Origin of the sequence: Polynucleobacter sp., assembly GCF_030693775.1 — a bacterium.
Lineage (GTDB): Bacteria > Pseudomonadota > Gammaproteobacteria > Burkholderiales > Burkholderiaceae > Polynucleobacter.
This window is the reverse complement of the sequence record NZ_JAUXZY010000003.1, coordinates 49,315-70,669: the sequence shown is the minus strand read 5'-3', so window position 1 is coordinate 70,669 and position 21,355 is coordinate 49,315. Positions and strand designations below refer to the sequence as shown.

Here is a 21,355-nt window from a genome sequence, read left to right as displayed (position 1 = left end):
AACGCGATCCGAATTAGAGTGAACGCGCCACTTCAGTCACTTCAAACACCTCGAGCTGATCACCTTCTTTGATGTCGTTATAGCCCTTCAATGACAGACCACACTCAACACCGGCACGTACTTCTTTGGCATCATCTTTAAAGCGCTTGAGTGAGTCGAGCTCGCCCGTCCAGATAACGACGTTGTCACGCAGCAAGCGTACGCTTGAAGTACGCTTAACCAAGCCGTCAACGACCAAGCAACCTGCAATCGCGCCCACTTTAGACACCAAGAAGACTTGGCGGATCTCAACTAGACCCGTGATCTCTTCTTTCTTATCTGGAGTCAACATGCCGCTCAGAGCCAACTTCACCTCATCAACGGCGTCATAAATAATGTTGTGATAACGAATATCAACGCCATTATTTTCAGCCAACTTCCGAGCTAACGCATCAGCACGCGAATTGAAACCAATGATGACGGCTTTAGAGGCAACGGCCAAGTTGACGTCGGTCTCGGTAATGCCGCCCACGCCAGCGTGGACAATCTGCACCTTGACTTCTGGGGTAGATAGCTTTTGCAAAGATTGCGACAAGGCCTCTTGCGAGCCTTGTACATCCGCTTTAATAATGATTGGCAGGAGCTTGGCTTCAATTGCACCTTCGCCCATGTTTTCCATCATGGTTTCGAGTTTCACAGCTTGCTGTTTTGCCAACTTCACATCGCGGAACTTGCCTTGACGGAAAAGTGCAATCTCACGCGCCTTGCGCTCATCTGGCACCACTTGAACCGCTTCACCTGCAGCCGGCACTTCCGACAGACCCTGAATCTCCACCGGAATGGAAGGACCCGCTTCGCTACATGGCTTACCGTTTTCATCGAGCATGGCACGGACACGTCCAAAGGAGGAGCCCGCCAAAATCATGTCGCCGCGCTTGAGCGTTCCAGACTGAACCAATACGGTTGCAACCGGACCCTTACCCTTATCCAAGCGGGCCTCAATCACTAGGCCATGGGCCGGCGCATCTTTCGGAGCCTTTAATTCAAGGACTTCAGCCTGCAGCAAGACATTTTCCAGAAGGGAATCAATGCCTTCACCGCTTTTTGCAGAAACTGGAATGAATGGAATATCGCCGCCGTACTCTTCTGGCACAACCTGCTCAGCGACCAACTCTTGCTTAACGCGATCTGGATTGGCTTCTGGTTTATCGATCTTGTTAATCGCCACCACAATCGGCACTCCAGCAGCTCTAGCATGGGCAATCGCTTCTTTGGTTTGCGGCATCACGCCATCGTCAGCAGCGACCACCAGAATAACGATGTCGGTTGCCTTCGCACCACGTGCACGCATGGCAGTAAATGCCTCGTGACCTGGCGTATCCAAGAAGGTAATCACCCCACGCGGCGTTTCTACGTGGTAAGCACCAATGTGCTGTGTAATTCCGCCAGCCTCACCAGATGCTACTTTGGCCAGGCGAATCTTATCCAGGAGCGATGTTTTTCCATGGTCAACGTGCCCCATCACGGTGACTACCGGTGGGCGGCCCAGAAGCTCAGCGTCTTGTCCTGTAATACCAAGATCTAAATCAGGATCATCCAATTTGGCTGCAAATGCCTTATGACCCATTTCTTCCACCAAAATCATGGCAGTATCTTGATCAAGCACTTGGTTGATGGTGACCATCTGGCCCATCCCCATCAGCAACTTAATGACTTCAGCGCTCTTCACCGACATGCTGTGGGCTAAATCCGCAACCGTAATAGTTTCAGGCACATGCACATCGCGAACCACTGGCTCAGTTGGCACTTGGAAGTTCGTATCTGCATTGCTATCCGAGCTTTGGCGCTGACGCTTATTGCGTCCACCACCTGCCCGCCAGCCACCACCAACACCGCCAGAGCTATCGCCACGGGTTTTTAATCCGCCAGCGCGCTTAGCACCTTCTTCTTGCCAGGTGGAGGAAGTTTCAGATGACTTAATCAGTTTTCCGCCAACCTTAGCAGGTGCTTTTTTCTTATCATCAGCACCTTCCGCTTTTAATGGCTTGTGTAAAGTACCTTTTTTCGCTTCTTCAGCAGCCACTTCGCTTGGGGCCTTGAGAACACGCGCAGGCGCACTCATCATGTCCCGAATCGCCAAGGCCTCCGCTTCTGCCGCAGCACGGCGCGAACGAATATCTGCCAACTGCTTTTCGCTGGCATCGGTCAATTCTTTTGCTGCAAGGTCTTTCTTCTTTTTGGTCTCAAGCGCTTCGGCCGACTGGGCTGCTTTCGCTTCGGCAGCTGAAGGCTTGCTCTCTACTGGTACTGCCGCAGCCTTTTGACGGGCCTCTTCAGCCGCCTTCATTTCTGCTTCTTGACGCGCCAATAACTCCGCTTGACGGGTTGCTTCTGCAGCCCGCTTTTCCAACTCTTCCTCAGACAAGAGGGGTTTACTTACAGCCTCTTTTACTGGCTTTTCTTCTACTGGCGCCTCTTCCGCTTTCGCTGCTTCATCGCCCCGTTTAACGAGTACCCGTTTTTTACGCACCTCAATTTGTACGGTACGTGTTTTTCCAGTGGAATCAGCCTGGCGGATCTCAGAAGTCTCACGCTTGGTTAAGGTGATCTTTTTGCGCGCGCCCGTATCAGCACTGCCATGCTCTTTTTGCAAATGCTCGAGCAGTGCGGTTTTATCCTTCTCGGTAATCTTGGCATCCTCAGAATCTTTATTGATTCCGGCTGCTTTCAATTGATCTAAGAGGTCGGCTGAGGTGCGTTTAAGCTCCTGAGCAAGTTCTTTTATTGTGGTCGTTGCCATGCACTTCCTCTCATGAAGTAAACCAATGTTCGCGCGCTTTCATGATGAGCGTTTTCGCTGTTTCTTCGTCAATTTGTGTCGCCTCAACTAGCTCATCAACAGCCAGTTCAGCAAGGTCGTCACGGGTATGAACTTGATTGTCAGCAAGCTTTGCAATCAACTCCGTCGTCATTCCCTCAAGGGAACGTAAATCTTGGGACACCTCACCAACACGCTCTTCTTTTGCTAACTCCATCGTTAGCAAAGAATCACGGGCACGGGTCCGCAGCTCGTTCACGGTATCTTCATCAAAGGCATCGATCTCGAGCATTTCGCTTAATGGAACATACGCCACTTCTTCGAGGGTATTAAAGCCTTCTTCAATCAAAATATCGGCCACCTCTTGATCAACGTCGAGCTTATCCATGAAGACTTGACGCACGACAGCCACTTCTTTCTCTGTCTTATCAGCGGACTCTTCTGGAGTCATGATGTTGATCTGCCAACCAGTTAGTTCACTGGCCAAGCGTACGTTTTGACCACTACGACCAATGGCGATGGCCAAATTCTCTTCGTCTACTACCACATCCATGGCATGGCGCTCTTCATCCACCACGATCGATGAGACTTGCGCTGGAGCGAGGGCGCCAATCACAAATTGCGCTGGATCTTCAGACCACAAAACGATATCCACTGCTTCGCCAGCAACTTCATTGCGAACTGCTGTAACACGGGTTCCACGAACGCCGACACAAGTGCCGATGGGGTCGATACGCTTGTCATAGGTAACCACTGCAATCTTGGCGCGTACACCAGGATCGCGGGCAGCACCTTTGAGCTCGAGCAAGCCTTGCTCAATTTCAGGGACTTCATTCTCAAATAGCTTGATGAGGAATTCAGGGCAGGTACGTGACAGTTCGATTTGGGGACCGCGTACTTCACGGTCCACTTTCAAAATGTAGGCGCGTACGCGATCGCCGGAACGTAAATTCTCTTTTGGAATCATCTGATCACGGCGCAATAGGGCTTCTACACGACCGGATTCAATGATGAGACCATTTTTGTCAGCACGTTTGACCGTGCCGGTCATGACTAACTCGCCACGCTCAAGGTAGTCGTTCAAAATTTGCTCGCGCTCGGCATCCCGAATGCGCTGCAGAATGACTTGCTTAGCAGCTTGTGCACCAATGCGGCCAAATGCCAAAGATTCAATCTGCTCTTCAATGTACTCGCCGACTTCCATGTCTGGAAATTGCTCTTGAGCCTCAAACAACAGGATTTCTTTATCGGCCTCTTGCAATCCAGCTTCGTTAGGGACCACTAGCCAGCGGCGAAAGCTTTCGTACTCGCCAGACTCGCGATCGATGCCGACACGAATATCCACATCCTCTTCATAGCGTTTCTTTGTAGCCGAAGCGAGCGCAAGCTCGAGTGCCTCGAAAACAATTTCACGATCAACGTTTTTTTCACGCGCAAGGGCGTCGGCCAACATGAGAACTTCACGACTCATGATTTTCTTCCTTTGAAATCAATGACAGGGACCAACCGAGTCTTGTCGACCTCGGCAAGGGAAAACTCCAACTGAGACTCTGCACCATCGCTCGCCTCAAACAACAAACCAAACTTGGCATCGGGTGAGTCAACGCTTCCTGCGATGAGCCCCTCCAATACCCCACGAAAATTCTTACGACCAGACACTGCAACACGCAGTTTTAGGTCAACCTCAAAACCCGCAAATCGCACAAAATCAGCTGCACTTTTCACAGGACGATCCAGTCCTGGGGACGAAATCTCCAGTCGTTCATACGGAATGTTTTCCACCGGCAAGGAGTAACTCAACTGGTGACTTACTTTTTCGCAATCCTCGACCGTAATTAAACGCTCGTAGTCTTGGTTCTCGATCGTTACACGTAGCAAACCTCCGGCTTCGCGCTCAATATCGACTAGCGCGTAACCCAGATTTCCCAACTCGGCAGAAATAATCTGCTGCTCTCGCACAACGCCCCTTGCTGCAAAAATGGCAAAAAAAAATGGGCTTCAAAGCCCATATTCCGAACTACAGAACAGGCCAGCTTACGTTGATCGCAACATCAGCCGGTAAAACAGCACTGCAAACTACCGTATTGCAAGTACGATCAAGATTATAGCCGATTACACCAAAACCTGAGTGAAATCAGAAGCTTTCGCTTGGATTTCGCGGCTTTTTAGGTCCTTTATGGAAGGGTTTGCGTCCTTTGGGAGCGCCCCGCTTCGGTCCGCCAGCCCCGGGTCCCTGAGGGGATTGGGGGTTAAATGCGTGGCCATGATGGACTTTTTTGCCTCTTCCGCCCTGTCCTTGGCCTTGACCGCCTGCCCGGCCACCCTGTCCTTGGCCTTGGCCCCGACCTCTACCTGCCTGGCCTTGACCGCCGCCGCCGGGTTTTGCATTTTTACCTTGGTGTGTCAGGCCATGGTGCTGATTGGCCATGGTTAATGCTTCACGCGAGCCCCAATAAGAGACCGAGGTTTGCATTGGATCTGGTTGGAAATCATCTCCTCTAGCCGCATTGGAGTCGCCACGACCCGATGGATTGGAGCGACTCTTATCACTGGCTTGGGGCACTTTGAGACCGGCCGCTTTCATCAGCTGGGCAACACCTTCGTTTGGAATTTCTTCCCATTTGCCGCGGCGCAAACGCGGGGGCAACAAAAAGATTCCATAGCGCGTGCGAATTAACCTCGAAACCGTATGACCACTGGCCTCGAACATCCGGCGCACTTCACGATTACGCCCTTCGGTTAAGGCCACGTGATACCAGCGGTTTGCACCGTCACCGCCCCCAGAGGCAAGGCGCAGAAAGCGCGCTTGGCCATCATCCAACTGAATGCCTGTCTTTAATTGCGACTGCTGCTCATCACTGAGCTCACCCAAAATACGTACAGCATATTCACGCTCAACGCCGTAACGGGGATGCATCAATCGATTGGCTAGTTCGCCCGAGGTTGTAAACAACAACAAACCTTCAGTATTAAAGTCGAGTCGACCCACTGCAATCCAGCGGCCTTGCCGCGGCTTGGGCAATCGATCAAACACGGTTGGACGGCCTTCGGGATCGGCTTGGCTGACGATTTCACCGGAGGGCTTGTGATACAAAATAACGCGCGGTGGCTTGGTCTGAATTTTGCGGTGCACTGCCTTACCATTAATGCGCACTTGGTCGGTAGGGCCCACCCGCTGACCAATGTGGGCGGGCATACCATTAACCGATACCCTGCCCTGCACAATTAAATCTTCCATCTCGCGGCGCGAGCCCATGCCAACATCAGCCAATACCTTGTGTAGCTTGACGGTATCTTCATCGTCCGCGTCATCATCAAGACCATCTAAATCAGACCATACCTCGTCCCGCAAACTAAGCGGCAACTCATCCACGTTCGTAAACTGCAAGCTTCCCATCTCATCGTCGGTGGGCCCATCGAGTTCATCGTGATCGTGCTGGCGATTAGCGCTGCGCTCTACGCCGGCCTGATGGGAGACTGCAATTTCATCGGAGGAATTTGCTAAATCCGGGTTACCAGTTTCGGCTTCCGGCGCATCGAGGGCTGCATCAAATTCACCGGACACAACCGAAGCAAATAAGGCATCGCTTTGAGCGGGATCGAATGTGGGTTTTACTTTTTGTTCGCCCGGCGTATGAGGCTTACGCTCACCACCCTCTGGGCGTGGTGGCCTATCACCGCGGGGTTTACGGTTCTTAAACGGGTGCTTACCAAAACGACGCGGGCGACGTTCACCCTGTTCGCCCTGCTCAGCATTTGGCGCACCACTGGGCGCTTCGCTCTTATTTTCTGAAGTAGCAGCGCCTGAGTTGCTGTCGCTGCTAACAGGCGTGGTATTCAAATTGGGTGCTGCGGAATTGGATTCGTTGGAAGATGTCATTAATGGTTTGGTGTGTTATCTAACTTGGGCTCATCATCGGACTGAGCGTCGATTTCGAGACCGGGTCCCGACTCGACCTCTTGCTGATCATCAGAAGTACTGCCCTCTTCCATAGTGATGACGGTCTCGACTGTGGCCGTTTGATCAAACTCAATCACGCCTTGACCCAAGGATTCAAAGGTCGGCGCAGCATCCTCCAATAAAGGTAGGCTTTGTAAATTAGGTAGGCTTAAATCATCGAGAAATTGTTTCGTAGTCGCATAGAGGCCAGGGCGACCAATCGTTTCCTTATGGCCAATAACTTCAACCCAACCGCGGTCCTCGAGTTGCTTCATCACGTTGCTACTGACAGCAACACCGCGGATCTCTTCAATCTCGCCACGGGTGACGGGCTGACGATAGGCAATGATGGCTAAGGTTTCCATCACTGCACGAGAATAGCGCGGTGGCTTTTCTGGGGTAAGTCGATCCAAATACTCGCGCATCGAGAGGCGACTCTGAAAGCGCCAGCCGGTAGCGATATGCACCAGCTCCATGCCCTTGTCTTGCCAGTCTTCCTGAATTGCCGTCAACACTTCTTCAATAACAGCCGGACTGAGCTCATCAGTAAATAGGCGTGTGAGATCCATTGCTGTAATGGGCTCTTGCGCGCACAAGAGGGCGGTTTCAATAACGCGTTTTTTGTGATCATCCATAAAATTCGGCCTAACAGGTCAAAGCCTGAGTGGCATAAAAAGGGCTATCCGTCATGGGTTGGGGTGTTCTCTAGCTGCTTCAGGCAATCGTCCAAGGCGACTTCGTGGGTCAGGATTTAAGTTTGGACGCTACTGTCTGAGCGGATACGGTATGGGAGCAACCTACAAGGCAATTCTCACAATTCGCTCACTAGTTGCGCCATTATAGGGGAGGCTGCCTACAATAGCCAAATGGAATTATTTGCCCTGCCCCCTGCCCCCGAGCCAAAACGGCGTCATTTTTTAGGCCTTGCATCGACCTTAGCCGGGGTTAGCGCCCTTGGATTAAGCGCCTGCACGACCGTTAGCCCTAAAAAACCGGTTGTTGGCTTGGTTCTGGGTGCGGGCGCCGCACGGGGCTTTGCTCACATCGGCGTGATTAAAGCCCTGGAAGCACAAGGCATTTCACCCAATCTGGTGGTGGGTAGCAGTGCGGGCAGCGTGATCGCCTCCCTCTATGCATCAGGGCTAAGTGGGAATGAGCTCAATCGCATCGCACTCAGCCTAGACGAGGCAGCGATTGCCGACTGGGGACTCCCGTTTGCCGGTCGGTTTGGTGGTCTCATTAAGGGAGATGCACTGCAGGCCATGATCAATCGGGAGGTGAAAAACCGGCCGATTGAACAGATGCGTATTCCTTTGGGTGTGGTTGCCACCGATTTGCAATCCGGCAAAGGGGTGCTCTTTCGTAGTGGCAATACCGGTATAGCAGTGCGCGCCTCCTGCAGTATTCCGGGTGTATTTCAGCCCACTACGATTCAGGGTCGCGAGTATGTCGATGGAGGTCTTGTCGCACCAGTGCCAGTGCAATACGCGAAGCAAATGGGTGCTACGGTCGTGATTGCTGTTTCGATTTCAAATGAGCCCGGCCAGCAAAATGCGAGCGGTACGCTAGGGGTGCTTCAGCAAACCATTAGCATCATGCAGCAAAGCATTAATAGCTACGAGCTGCAAAGTGCTGACATCGTGATTCAGCCAAAACTCCATCAAATGGGCGGTGCTGACTTTAAGGCGAGAAGTGCTGCAATACTGGCTGGGGAGATTGCCACTCAAGAAAAAATGGCTCAGATAAAAGCGCTAATCAGCGCCTAAAACATCTGGGTTTGTTTTTTAAATTTCTTCATCTCATTCATGAGGTTTTTCCGTTCCTGCTCGGAAAACTCATCGCTGCCGTCGAGGCGACGGGCGCCATCAAAACGCTTATCCCAATACACACTCGTCATGTCATCCACCCGAATGCTGGCGCCTTTGGAGGGGGAGTGAATGAATTTATTCTCACCAACATAAATTCCCACATGCGAGAAGGTCATGCGCATGGTATTGAAGAACACTAAATCGCCAGGCTGCAAATCATCGCGGGTGATGGACTTCCCTACTTTGCTCATCTGGGACGATTTGCGCGGAATCAAAAAGCTCAGTTTGTCTTTGAAAACGTAGGCAACGAAACCGCTGCCATCCAGGCCCGATTGCGGAATATCCATATTCCAGCGATACCGCACACCAATCAATTCCATAGCCTGATTAATTAAATTCTCAGAGCGACCGGATACTGAATCTACAAGCCTATCTGCAGCACGAATGAAATACGCCTTACCTGCCTGGGTAAACGATTCGGTCGGCGCTTCTTTGGCCTGCTCATTCGCTCCAGCAGCTGTGCAGACCACAAGCGAACACACTAGCGCGAACGAGCGCGCAAGTTGGCGTGCAGAAGGGGAATGGCTTAAAGACATTGGCATAGCCGGAGTGTATCAAACTTTTTACAATCCTCCAAACCAACTTAATTATCTTAAGTCATTGTTTATATTGGATATTTAGGCTTTAAGTGAGAGTAAATTGCCTATTTTTTAAGCAGTATTGCACTGCCATGGTGCACTAGGTCATTTCTGCAGCAGTAAATAGCTGCTTGGTATAGGCCTGCTTGGGATGCGCGATCAAGGCCTCGGTCTCGCCAAACTCGACTACCTTGCCCTCTTTTAACACCATGATTTGGTGTGACATCGCCCGAATCACGGCCAGATCATGACTGATCATGAGGTAGGCCAGGTTGTACTTTTTCTGCAGCTCGGTCAGTAGCGCGAGCACTTGCTTCTGAATCGACACATCCAAAGCCGAGGTGGGCTCATCTAGCACCAAAATTTGAGGACGCAATACTAAGGCGCGCGCGATCGCAATCCGTTGACGCTGTCCTCCCGAAAACTCATGGGGGTAACGTTGCAAAGCCGATCGGTCTAAACCTACTTCTTTGAGCATATCGAGCACCCGACCCTCACGCTCACTCGCGGATAGATTCGGAAAATGAACATCCAGTCCTTCAGACACAATTTGCAGGACGGTCATGCGCGGCGATAGCGATCCAAATGGATCCTGAAAAATCACCTGCAAGCTCGAACGCAGACTACGCCTCGCCGCAGAGTCCAGCACTTGCCAATCATTGCCCAATACATTCACCGCGCCGCCAACCTCGGCAGCAGAATCACCCAGCAAGCCCAAAATTGCCATGCCCAAGGTTGTCTTGCCTGATCCGGATTCCCCAATCACCCCAATCGTCTGGCCTTGGCGTAATTCAAACTGCACTTTTTTCAGTACGGTATGGCGCGGTGGTTTTTTAAAGAAGGATAAGAGTTGCAGAGGGTTCCCTGATTTTGATCCGGGATAGGAAACATGGAGATTGTCGGTGCTCAGTAACACCGGAGCTAATGGCATCACGGGCAGTAACTCGCGTACTGGCTCGCTATTAACCAAGGCTTCGGTATAACTGTTTTCGGGATGCTCGAAAACCTGCTGAGTCGGACCACACTCCATTAACTTGCCTTGATTTAACACCGCGACACGCTCTGCAAAATGGCGGACTAAATTCAGGTCATGGGTAATCAGCAGGATACTCATGCCCTGATCGCTCTTCGCCTCGGCTTGCAGCTCAATCAGGAGTTCCAAGATTTGCATGCGCAAACTAACATCTAAGGCGGTCGTAGGCTCATCGGCAATGAGTAGGCGCGGTTTGCAGGCCAAGGCCATGGCAATCATAGCGCGCTGACGCTGTCCACCGGAGAGTTGGTGTGGATAGGAATAAAAACGGCGCTCTGGCTCAGGAATGCCGGTCTTACGTAAAAGTGCAATCGCCTTTTCAATGCACTCCGCTTTTGATGTGAGGGGCTCATGCACCAAGACTGCTTCAACAATTTGATTGCCAATCGTAAAGAGCGGATTTAACGCCGTCATCGGCTCCTGAAAAATCATAGCAATATCGCGCCCCCGAATTTCCCGGATGGCGGGCTCTGAAAGTGTGAGCAGATCAGTCGACTCCGGCGTGAATGACGGTGTTAATTGAGTTTGCTTTGCACTCACGGGAGTCCAAATTAACTTTCCTTCTACTTTGGCGCCCTCCGGCAAGAGGCGCAGCGGAGCTAAAGCAGATAGTGTTTTTCCAGAACCCGATTCACCGACAAGCGCCACGCGCTCGCCAACGCCAATCTCCAAGTTCAGATTTTTGACTGCAAACTTTTCACGTCGCCCGGACCCAAAGGAAATCGAGAGATTGTCGTAACGCAGTAAAGGGGCTGCCACCATCAATTGATCACTCATCAGCGCGCCCCCAATACTGCGCCACTCTTACGGGAATCAAATGCATCGCGCAGGGCTTCACCCATAAAGGTGAGCAATAGCAAAGTGGAAACCAATACGACAAAGGTAGACAAGGAGATCCACCATGCATCGAGATTGCCTTTTCCTTGAGCCAAGAGCTCACCCAAACTTGGCGTACCCGGAGGCACACCCAGACCAAGAAAGTCGAGGCTAGTGAGGGATAGAATTGCCGCACTCATACGAAATGGCAAAAAGGTAATTACGGGCGTTAGGCTGTTGGGCAGAATATGGCGCCGCATGATTTGCATATTGGTTAAGCCCAAGGCGCGCGCTGCACGCACATATTCCAAGGCGCGGTTACGGAAAAACTCCGCGCGCACATAATCGGATAAACCCATCCAACTAAATGCGGCCAACAAAATCACCAAGAGCCAAATGCTCGGGGTAAAAATCGATGCAAAAATAATCAGCAAATACAACTCCGGCATCGCCGACCAAATCTCAATAGCGCGCTGGGTAATCAAATCGAACTTTCCGCCAAAAAATCCCATCAGCGCGCCGGTAATAATCCCCACAGTCACGCCCACGAAGGTCAACGCCAGGCCAAACAGGATGGATAAACGAAAGCCGTAAATTAAGCGCGCCAACACATCGCGACCACGGTCATCGGTGCCGAGCCAGTTATCCACGGAAGGCGCGGCTGGATTGGGTGACTTCGCAAAATAGTTCAGAGTCTCAAAACTATAGGGAATCGGCGGATAGATTGCCCAGTTACCCTTACTAGTAATATTGCGGCGAATATCCGGATCCAAAAAATCCGTTGGCGTAGCAAAGTCACCACCAAAAGCAGTTTCTGGCTGACTTTGCAAAATCGGAAAATAAAATTGCCCCTGGTAGCGCACGACGAGTGGCTTGTCATTAGCAATGAGCTCTGCACACGCACTCAGGCCAAATAGAATCAGGAAGATCCAAAGGCTGGCATAACCCAAGCGATTGGCTTTGAAGCGCTGCCATCGATTCATGAGCTGCCCCCGGCGCCAAACTGTATCCGCGGATCTACCAAGACATAACAAACATCCGAGATGAGTTTGGTAAAGAGGCCAATCAAGGTAAAGAGGTACAGGGTGCCAAAGACCACCGGGTAGTCCCGGCGCATGACGGACTCATAGGCTAGTAAGCCCAAACCATCGAGCGTGAATAAGGTTTCGATCAGTAGAGATCCCGTAAAAAATGCGCCCACAAAAGCGGCTGGAAAGCCGGTCACTAAAGGCAATAGGGCGTTGCGGAAAACGTGCTTCCAGAGCACCTGTTTTTCACTTAAGCCTTTGGCTCGCGCCGTCAGTACATACTGCTTGCGAATCTCTTCTAAAAAAGAGTTTTTAGTTAGCATCGTGATCACAGCAAAACTGCCGAGTACCGATGCTGTAATTGGCAAAACTAAATGCCAGAGATAATCCAGGACCTTGCCCATCATGGTTAGATCATTCCAGTTATCGGATGTCAGCCCCCGCAATGGAAAGATTTGCAGAAAACTACCGCCACCAAAAATAACTAAAAGCAAAACACCCAGTACAAATCCCGGAATGGCATAACCGACCAAGACCATGGTGCTAGTGACCGCATCAAAACGACTACCTTCCCGCACTGCTTTGGCAATGCCCAAAGGAATGGATATGAGGTAACTAATAAAAAAGGTCCACAGACCAATGCTGATCGAGACCGGTAGCTTCGATACGATTAGCTGCCAGACGCTTTGATGCTGGTAATAGCTTTGCCCCAAATCAAATTGCGCAAAGCGTTTGAGCATTGCAAAGTAGCGCTCCAATGGGGGCTTATCAAAACCGTACAAAGCTTTCACTTCAGCCAAGCGTTCGGTATCGATCCCCTGACGACCGCGGTAGGTGCTGCCGCCGCCAGAAGACTCGGCGCCGCTCACCGCAGCATCGCCCTTGCCTTTGAGCTCCAGCATTAACTGCTCTACCGGGCCACCTGGAACAAACTGCACTACGGCAAACGTCAAGGTCAGGACGCCAAGCAAGGTTGGAATCATCAGCAAAATGCGTTTAACAATGTAGGAGAGCAGCTGACCGTTCATTGGGATTTATCCGCCTTCCACCAGTTCAATAGGATCCATGATTCAGCGGTGTAATACAGGGGCGGCTCGGGGTAACGCATTTCTTTCTTAAAAGCCACGCGATGCGTTGGGTTGTACCACTGCGGAATCACATAGTAACTATTCCACAATACCCGATCGAGTGCGCGCGTAGCCGTTTGCAGTTGCGCGCGCGTCTCTGCACGAACAATCGCATCAATCAAAGCATCGACGGCCGGGGAGCGAACGCCGATCACATTATCTGATCCCTTTTCTTCGGCGGCCTTACTGCCAAAGCGATCGTAGAGCTCATTGCCTGGACTTTGCGAATCCGGGAAGCGAATCGTGGTCATATCAAAATCGTATTCATTCATGCGCTTTTGATGCAGCGCAAAGTCACTGGTACGCACATCTACCTTGATGCCTAATTTTTCTAAATTGCGCACATACGATGAAATCACCCGCAAAAAGAAGGGGCCATCCTCAACCATCTCAAAGCGAAATGGCTCACCCTTAGCATTACGCAAGGCGCCATCGCGATAAGTCCATCCGGCTTGCGCCAATAAGTCGCGGGCTTTGAGTAAATTTTGGCGCAGGCTACTCGGCTCCACTGTAGTCGGGGGTGGTGGCATTGGCAAAAATACTGCGTCCGGCACCGCTTGCGGGAACTGCGCTTTGAGTTTTTGCAAAAGCTTTAACTCATCCCCTTCGGGTTTGGCTGGCCCATCAAAATTAGCGCTGAGGTCGCTATTCATGAAGTAACTACTAATGCGGCCGTATTGATCGTAAAACAATTGACGATTGAGCCACTGAAAATCCAGCGCATAACCCAGCGCCTGACGCACGCGCTGATCCTGAAACAAAGGTCTGCGAATATTGACAGCAAAGCCTTGCATGCCGGCGCCATTGTGATTAATAAAGGCCTTTTTCAATAAGCTGCCGTTATTGAATTTAGGTCCTACATAACTCTTCGCCCAATTCTTAGCGCGGTACTCCACCAAGGCATCAAATTCACCCGCTTTAAATGCTTCTAAGCGCACTGCATCGTCAGCATAGAGTTTGTAATGAATGCGGTCGAAGTTAAAAAAGCCAACCCGGACATTGACGGTTTTGCCATCGCGATCACCCCAGTAATTAGGATTACGCTTGAACACCATGGTCTTGCCGGCGCGATAAGACTCAATCACGTAGGGGCCGCTACCGATGGGATGCTCAAAGGCCAACTTATCAAATGGGGTTATCGTGCCATCCGGTTTTTTACCCCAGCTACGCGAAAAGATGGGTAAGCCGCCAACCATTACTGGTAACTCGCTATTGGGCTCTTTAAAGTCAAAGCGAATCACACGCTCCGACACTACAACCGCTTGCTTCACATCGGCATACACCGTCCGAAATTGCGGGTTAGCCAATTTACTCATCAAGGTATCAAAGCTGTGCTTGACGTCTAGCGCCAAGATCGGGCTATCGTCAGAAAAACGGGCCTCTGGCCGAATCCGAAACGTCACCGACATCTTGTCAGCCGCAACTGCAATATCTTCTGCGATCAAGCCATAAGCGCTGGATACTTCATCGGCGCTACCCACCGCCAAGGACTCAAACATCAACTGCGAAACGCCAGGAGCCGTCACGCCACGCAAGGTAAATGGATTGAACTTATCAAAACTAGTGCGGCGATCCGGATTGGGCAGGGTTAAAGTGCCGCCCCGGGGCGCATTGGGATTAACGTAATCAAAATGGGCAAAGCCATCGGCATACTTGGGCTTGCCGTATTGGGCTATGCCTTGCGCTGCGTCAGCCTTATCCCCGAAGCCAATCGCCCCCAATAACAGTAGGATCGCCATTCGACCAGCATAAGTCCGGGCAAAAGGCGTGAGTAAGGGGGGCAAGTGAACCATATGCAACAATTGTAGATAGCAAATCACATTTGAAGCAAAGGATCTCATCATGGGCTTTTTATCGGGCAAACGGATTTTAATCACCGGCCTCCTTTCTAACCGCTCTATTGCCTATGGCATTGCCAAGGCCTGCCATCGTGAAGGAGCTGAATTGGCCTTTACCTATGTCGGCGATCGCTTCAAAGAGCGCACTGTCGAATTTGCAAATGAATTCAATTCCAAGCTGATTTTTGACTGCGATGTCGGCAGCGACGAGCAGATTGCCGCTCTATTTAGTGATTTAGCCAAAACCTGGCCCCAGTTTGATGGCTTTGTGCACGCCATTGGCTTTGCTCCGCGCGAAGCGATTGCCGGCGACTTTTTAGACGGACTCAGTCGCGAAGGCTTCAAGATTGCCCATGACATCTCTGCCTATAGCTTTCCAGCAATGGCCAAAGCGGCCTTGCCTATGCTCAAAGCCAATGGAGCACTGCTGACCTTGACCTACTTGGGATCAATGCGCAATGTTCCCAACTACAACACCATGGGCTTGGCTAAGGCTTCCCTCGAAGCATCAGTCCGCTATCTGGCAGGATCGCTTGGCCCCAAAGGCATTCGGGTCAATGGCATTTCAGCAGGGCCGATTAAAACCTTGGCCGCTTCCGGCATTAAAGGCTTTGGCAAAATTTTGAGCGCGGTTGAGGCCACTGCGCCGCTGCGCCGTAACGTCTCGATTGATGATGTCGGCAATGCAGCATCCTTCTTAATGTCAGATCTTGCCAATGGCATTACCGCTGAAATTATTTACGTAGACAACGGCTTTAGCCAAGTCGTTGGCGGCATGGACGAGGCTTGAAGGTTCCGCTCACCGAGGCCCTGTGGTTTTGGGCTAAGCTAGGCTTCATTAGCTTTGGTGGGCCCGCGGGTCAAATTGCGGTATTACATACCGAGCTAGTTGAAAAGCGCCGTTGGATTTCCGAGCGGCGCTTTTTACATGCGCTGAACTATTGCATGTTGCTGCCTGGTCCAGAGGCACAGCAATTGGTGACCTACATCGGCTGGTTAATGCACCGCAGTATTGGTGGCATTTTGGCTGGGGTCCTTTTCGTACTACCCTCCCTGCTGATCCTAATTGGGTTGGGCTGGGTCTACCTGACTTTTGGTCAGACCCCCTGGATCGCTGCACTCTTTTTTGGCATCAAGCCGGCAGTGACGGCAATCGTTTTATGCGCTGCGCTCAAAATCGGCAAACGCGCCATTACACACCGTGCCCTGTGGCTCATTACTGCACTCTCCTTTATCGCGATCTTTATTTTTAATGTGCCGTTCCCAATCATTGTGATCTGCGCCGCCCTCATTGGTATTTGGGGCGGGAAAAAATATCCTGCCATTTTTAGCCCGAAGGCGCACGCTGTTGATGCCGTTAGCGAACATGGGAAAAGTAGCGCCATCATTGACGATGCAACACCAACGCCGGAGCACGCTATTTTTAGCGTTCGAAGTTCAGTCCGAAAAGGTATTGTGGGTGCGCTCTTATGGACTCTGCCGATCACGCTTCTCATTCTCTTTTTTGGTTGGAAGACACTCTACCCTCAGCTTGCTTGGTTTTTCACCAAAGCCGCCTTACTCACCTTTGGTGGCGCATACGCCGTGCTTCCGTATGTCTATCAGGGCGCAGTCAAACATTATCAGTGGGTCAGCGCCAGTCAAATGATCGATGGTCTTGCGTTAGGAGAGGCCACGCCAGGACCGCTCATCATGGTGCTTGCCTTTGTTGCTTACATTGCGGGCCATGTTCAAGAAACGCTCGGATCCGATTTGGCTTTTTGGAGCGGTGCTGTAGCGGCGTGTATTGCCACCTGGTTTACTTTTTTACCGTCCTTCTTGTTCATCCTCATTGGCGGGCCCTTGATAGAGTCAACCCACGGCAAACTAGGCTTTACGGCACCCCTCACCGCGATTACCGCTGCCGTGGTTGGCGTGATCGTGAACTTGGGCCTATTTTTTGCGTACCACGTGTTCTTTCCTGCTGGCTTTGCTGGTTCGGTATCCATACCGTCCGTATTAATTTGCGCAGCAGCAATAGTTGCTCTAATTCGCTTTCAGCTCGGCATTATGACTGTCCTAGCTGGCGCCGCATTGACTGGGCTTTTCTTGGGCTGGCTGGGGTAAAAGCGCGTCCCATCCGAATCGCTCATTGCATAATAGGGTGATGCGAATCGAAGATCAAACCATCAAACACCTGCAGGAGTGGATTGGTAAATCCGAATCTATCCTGGATACCGTCACTGCTGCGCCAGTCAGGGCGCTTTCAGCCACATTGGATAGACCCGACCCAATGCCAACGATGGGGACTTTCTTGCCCGAGCTCTGGCACTGGCTTTATTTTTTACCCCATGCCCGCCAATCCGAAATCGGCCCTGACGGTCACCCCAAGCGCGGCGGTTTTTTACCACCCGTACCACTCCCTCGCCGCATGTGGGCCGGTGGCCGGCTTGAGTGGATTAAGCCGCTAGTCGTTGGCGATGCAATTGAACGTACCTCCACAATCCAATCCGTTACCCATAAATCAGGGCGCACCGGTGATCTCATCTTCGTCTTGGTACGCCATGAAATTAGCAACGCCGCAGGCATTGCGCTCACGGAAGAGCATGACATTGTGTATCGCGATGCGCCTGCGCCTGACGACAAACCGGTTGCACCCACTCCAGCACCAACGGATGCCACTTGGACCAAGACCATCAATCCCGATGACGTCTTGTTATTCCGTTACTCTGCCCTCACCTTTAATGGCCATCGCATTCATTACGATCGGCGCTACGTCACCGAAGTGGAAGGCTATCCAGGCCTTATCGTCCACGGCCCGTTGATTGCCACGCTCTTGGTTGACTTGGTACGACAATCCATTCCAGGGTCTACCTTGAAACGCTTTGAGTTTCGCGCCGTCCGGCCGACCTTTGATATCAATCCCTTCTCAGTTTCAGCAACGCCAGACTTGGCACTTGACCCCAGCGGCAAGACCATTCGTGTCTGGGCACAGGATCACGAAGGATGGTTAACCATGCAAGCAACCGCGGTGCTTAATTAAGATGGGTACGATTCATTATTCGAAGGTCTTAGCCGACTTTGCCGCAACACTCAAGCCAGCAGATATTCCCGAGGACGTTATGCGCCGCGGCGAAGACTTGCTGGTGGATTGGTTTGGCTCTGCCGTCGCCGGCAAAGGTGCTACCCCGGTTGAAATCCTGACCCGGTTTGCCGAGCAAATGGGGCCAACGAACGGCCCATCGGAAATCCTCGTTCACCGCAGTAGCAGTAGCCCTTATTTGGCGGCGATGTCCAATGCTGCAGCATCCCATGTGGTTGAGCAAGACGATTTACACAATAGTTCGGTATTTCATCCAGCGACCGTCGTGTTCTCGCCTGCCCTGGCCTGCGCTCAGGCGCTGGGTCGTTCGGGAACGGAGTTTTTGACAGCTGCGATAGTTGGTTATGAAGTGGGCATTCGTGTGGGCGAGTTTTTGGGGCGCTCGCATTACAAAACATTTCATACGACGGGCACTGCCGGCTCCTTAGCATCTGCTGCTGCAGTAGGTCATCTTCTAAAACTCAGCCCAGAGCACATGCTGCATGCATTTGGTTCTGCCGGAACGCAATCTGCTGGCCTTTGGGAATTCTTGCGCGACGCTGCCGACTCAAAACAATTGCATACCGCGCATGCTGCCGGAACGGGATTGATGGCTGCTTATTTGGCCCGTGATGGATTTACTGGGGCGCAGCACATTCTGGAAGGCAAACAAGGTTTGGCTGCTGGCATGTCGAGTGATGCCGATCCAAGTTATTTAGTTGATCGCCTCGGCACGCGCTGGGCTAGTGCAGAAACGAGTTTTAAGTACCATGCCTCTTGCCGTCACACTCATCCCGCTGCCGATGCGCTGTTGTACACAATGCAATCGAATCATATTCAGGCGCACGACATTGATCGCATTGTGACGCATGTCCATCAAGGGGCGATTGATGTCTTGGGGCCCGTTACCCATCCCACGACCGTGCATCAATCGAAATTCTCAATGGGTACGGTGCTGGCCATCATTGCGCATTATCAATTTGCGGGCCTCCAAGAATTTGCTGATCACTTTAGCGATCCAGAAATCTGTGCTTTGCGCGATCGGGTGACGATGAAACTCGATCCTGAGATCGATGCCGCCTACCCTAAGCGCTGGATTGGCAAGGTAACCGTCACTCTGAAAGATGGTCGCCAATTGCATGGTCGTGTAGATGAGCCTAAGGGTGACCCTGGCAATACGCTAACGCGTACTGAGATTACCGATAAGGCACTGCGCTTAGCGGCCTTCAGTGGCGGCGCTACCCCGCTTGAGATGACGAATGCCATCGATGCACTGTGGAATATCCGCAATCAAACGAAAGTCGGTTTTTTACTGAGCACACCAACATGAACGCCATGAACCCGATTGACAATCCCATTGGCTATGCCAGCACTTTCTTATTTGTTCCGGGTAATCGGCCCGAGCGATTTGCAAAAGCCCTGAATAGCGGCGCCCACGCCATCATCATTGATTTAGAAGATGCAGTGGCTGAAGAAGACAAAGCGGCGGCACGCTCGGCTATTCGGCAGGCCTGGTCTAGTTTTTCGGCTGAGCAACGCCAGCGCATCGTCATTCGCTCGAATGCACCCGGCACACGCTTTTACGGTGAAGACTTAATCTTGGCAGAAGAACTGGCGATCGCTTGCTTACTGATTCCCAAAAGCGAATCGCATGACCAGATCAATGGTGCGGCAGAGGTTTTACCCACTACCGCCATCATCCCTATGATTGAAACGGCACGCGGACTGCAACAAATTGATTCCATCGCGAATGCGCAGCAAGTGATTCGCCTGGCACTCGGCAATATTGATTTGCAAGCCGACCTGGGTATGGTGTGCGATGCACAAGAAACGGAATTACAAGTAGCGCGCTTTCAGCTGGTCTTGGCTTCGCGCCTGGCCGAAATAGCCCCGCCAGTGGACGGTGTTACTACCGCAACCGATGACATCGACCGCATTTCTGACGATGCAATGCGGGGGAAAAGGCTTGGCTTTGGTGCAAAGCTCTGTATCCACCCGGCACAAGTCCCCATTGTTTCTAAGGCATTTACACCCACCGGGGATGAGCTGCACTGGGCAAATCAAGTGATAGAAGCCGATAAAGCCTCGAAAGGTGGGGTAGTCAAGCTAAACGGCCGTATGATTGACCGTCCCGTAGTACTTTTGGCCAAACGTCTATTGGTGCTTGCTGGTAAACACTAATGCCCCGCTAGACGCCAAAAATGGCAAAATCACAGGGCTTTAAAAAAACTGGAGACCGTAATGAAATTGAAGAAAACCGTATTAGCTGGATTTGCTGCCATCATCAGCGCCAGTGCCTTAATTGCAAGCAATACTGCTACTGCACAAGCAAACTGGCCCAACAATAAGCCGATTTCGCTGATCGTTCCGTTTGCGGCGGGCGGCCCAACTGATACCGTGGCACGCCTAATCGCCATTCCAATGGGCAAATCATTGGGCACCACCGTGGTGGTTGAGAATGCACCTGGCGCCGGCGGTACCGTTGCATCTGCCAAAGTAGCACGTGCTACACCAGACGGTTACACCATTTATCTGCACCACATGGGTATGGCTACAGCACAGGCCCTATACGACAAGTTGCCATACGATCCACTCGTCGATTTTGAATACATCGGTCAAGTTGTAGATGTGCCAATGCTGATGCTTGCGCGTAAGAATTTCCCACCCAATAACTTTAAAGAACTCGAGGCTTACATCAAAGCCAACGGTAATAAAGTAACCATGGCCAATGCCGGACCTGGCGCGGTATCGCAGTTGTGCGGCCTCCTGTTTCAGAGCCGTTTGGGTGTTCGCTTAACCAATGTTCCTTACAAAGGTACTGGCCCTGCATTAACCGACCTCATGGGCGGCCAAGTGGACCTACTGTGTGACCAAACCACCCAAACGATTGGTGTTGTTAAAGACAATCGCGTGAAGGTGTATGGCACCACCACACCAAAGCGTTTGTCTGCATTGCCTAACGTTCCTACCTTGGATCAAGAAGGCTTAAAAGGCTTTGAAGTGAAGGTATGGCACGGTCTTTATACACCAAAGAATGTTCCACAAGCCATTCAAGCCAAACTCAATACTGCCCTCAAAGCAGCCTTGAACGATCCAGATGTGAAGAAGCGTTTAGCTGACTCCAACATTGACATCGTTTCAATGGACAAAGTCAGTGCGAATGGACTGAAGACCCACCTCGATAATGAGATCAACAAATGGGGTCCTGTAATTCGTAAAGCCAATATTCCAGACTAAGCCTTATCTAGTCAGCGGAATTGATTCCGCGG

General features: G+C 51.5%; 17 protein-coding genes. 7 read left to right on the top strand and 10 right to left on the bottom strand.

Going from position 1 to position 21,355, the window contains the following annotated elements:
- Positions 1–13: 13 nt before the first annotated feature.
- The 5 genes from infB to scpB all read right to left on the bottom strand — a co-directional run bounded on the left by infB (position 14) and on the right by scpB (position 7,372).
- Complete coding sequence (gene infB, locus Q8M75_RS02005) at positions 14–2,779, bottom strand: translation initiation factor IF-2 (protein WP_305485664.1); 2,766 nt, start codon at positions 2,777–2,779, stop codon at positions 14–16.
- A gap of 10 nt (positions 2,780–2,789) precedes the next feature.
- Complete coding sequence (gene nusA / locus Q8M75_RS02000) at positions 2,790–4,268, bottom strand: transcription termination factor NusA (RefSeq protein WP_305485662.1); 1,479 nt, start codon at positions 4,266–4,268, stop codon at positions 2,790–2,792.
- Positions 4,265–4,756, bottom strand: a complete 492-nt coding sequence (rimP, locus tag Q8M75_RS01995) for a ribosome maturation factor RimP (RefSeq protein WP_108470024.1) — start codon at positions 4,754–4,756, stop codon at positions 4,265–4,267. The genes nusA and rimP overlap by 4 nt, the downstream gene beginning before the upstream one ends.
- 175 nt (positions 4,757–4,931) lie before the next feature.
- The gene (rluB, locus tag Q8M75_RS01990; protein WP_305485658.1) at positions 4,932–6,677 is read right to left on the bottom strand and encodes a 23S rRNA pseudouridine(2605) synthase RluB; all 1,746 of its coding nucleotides are present in this window, start codon (positions 6,675–6,677) and stop codon (positions 4,932–4,934) included.
- Positions 6,677–7,372, bottom strand: coding sequence for an SMC-Scp complex subunit ScpB (gene scpB / locus Q8M75_RS01985; protein ID WP_305485655.1), 696 nt, complete (start codon positions 7,370–7,372; stop codon positions 6,677–6,679). Before scpB ends, rluB begins: the two co-directional genes overlap by 1 nt.
- Positions 7,373–7,603: 231 nt before the next feature.
- Here scpB and Q8M75_RS01980 point away from each other — a divergent pair, with 231 nt between their 5' ends.
- The gene (locus Q8M75_RS01980; RefSeq protein WP_305485653.1) at positions 7,604–8,503 is read left to right on the top strand and encodes a patatin-like phospholipase family protein; all 900 of its coding nucleotides are present in this window, start codon (positions 7,604–7,606) and stop codon (positions 8,501–8,503) included.
- Here the strand turns inward: Q8M75_RS01980 and Q8M75_RS01975 are convergent.
- The 5 genes from Q8M75_RS01975 to Q8M75_RS01955 all read right to left on the bottom strand — a co-directional run bounded on the left by Q8M75_RS01975 (position 8,500) and on the right by Q8M75_RS01955 (position 14,926).
- Positions 8,500–9,141 (bottom strand): C40 family peptidase, encoded by a 642-nt coding sequence (locus Q8M75_RS01975; protein ID WP_371131733.1) that lies wholly within the window; start codon positions 9,139–9,141, stop codon positions 8,500–8,502. The two genes, Q8M75_RS01980 and Q8M75_RS01975, sit on opposite strands and share 4 nt — an antisense overlap.
- A gap of 142 nt (positions 9,142–9,283) precedes the next feature.
- Positions 9,284–10,993: an ABC transporter ATP-binding protein gene (locus Q8M75_RS01970; protein ID WP_305485650.1), complete on the bottom strand. Its 1,710-nt coding sequence runs from the start codon at positions 10,991–10,993 to the stop codon at positions 9,284–9,286.
- Positions 10,993–12,015 carry an ABC transporter permease gene (locus Q8M75_RS01965; protein WP_305485648.1) on the bottom strand — a complete coding sequence of 341 codons (1,023 nt, stop codon included), beginning with the start codon at positions 12,013–12,015 and terminating at the stop codon, positions 10,993–10,995. Before Q8M75_RS01965 ends, Q8M75_RS01970 begins: the two co-directional genes overlap by 1 nt.
- A complete protein-coding gene (locus Q8M75_RS01960; protein WP_305485933.1) occupies positions 12,012–13,076 on the bottom strand; it encodes a microcin C ABC transporter permease YejB in 1,065 nt (354 codons plus the stop codon). Before Q8M75_RS01960 ends, Q8M75_RS01965 begins: the two co-directional genes overlap by 4 nt.
- Positions 13,077–13,084: 8 nt before the next feature.
- Complete coding sequence (locus tag Q8M75_RS01955) at positions 13,085–14,926, bottom strand: extracellular solute-binding protein (RefSeq protein WP_305485645.1); 1,842 nt, start codon at positions 14,924–14,926, stop codon at positions 13,085–13,087.
- Between the two features lie 103 nt (positions 14,927–15,029).
- Here Q8M75_RS01955 and fabI point away from each other — a divergent pair, with 103 nt between their 5' ends.
- The 6 genes from fabI to Q8M75_RS01925 are packed head-to-tail and all read left to right on the top strand — an operon-like array spanning position 15,030 to position 21,323.
- Positions 15,030–15,815, top strand: coding sequence for an enoyl-ACP reductase FabI (gene fabI / locus Q8M75_RS01950; RefSeq protein WP_305485643.1), 786 nt, complete (start codon positions 15,030–15,032; stop codon positions 15,813–15,815).
- Complete coding sequence (gene chrA, locus Q8M75_RS01945; RefSeq protein ID WP_305485641.1) at positions 15,812–17,131, top strand: chromate efflux transporter; 1,320 nt, start codon at positions 15,812–15,814, stop codon at positions 17,129–17,131. The genes fabI and chrA overlap by 4 nt, the downstream gene beginning before the upstream one ends.
- A gap of 40 nt (positions 17,132–17,171) precedes the next feature.
- Positions 17,172–18,047, top strand: a complete 876-nt coding sequence (locus Q8M75_RS01940) for a MaoC family dehydratase N-terminal domain-containing protein (protein ID WP_305485638.1) — start codon at positions 17,172–17,174, stop codon at positions 18,045–18,047.
- A 1-nt stretch (position 18,048) separates the two neighbouring features.
- Positions 18,049–19,416 (top strand): MmgE/PrpD family protein, encoded by a 1,368-nt coding sequence (locus Q8M75_RS01935; RefSeq protein WP_305485635.1) that lies wholly within the window; start codon positions 18,049–18,051, stop codon positions 19,414–19,416.
- A 5-nt stretch (positions 19,417–19,421) separates the two neighbouring features.
- Entirely contained in the window at positions 19,422–20,267 is an 846-nt protein-coding gene (locus Q8M75_RS01930) for a CoA ester lyase (RefSeq protein ID WP_305485633.1), read from the top strand.
- Between the two features lie 60 nt (positions 20,268–20,327).
- Positions 20,328–21,323: a tripartite tricarboxylate transporter substrate-binding protein gene (locus Q8M75_RS01925; RefSeq protein ID WP_305485630.1), complete on the top strand. Its 996-nt coding sequence runs from the start codon at positions 20,328–20,330 to the stop codon at positions 21,321–21,323.
- Positions 21,324–21,355 lie beyond the last annotated feature (32 nt).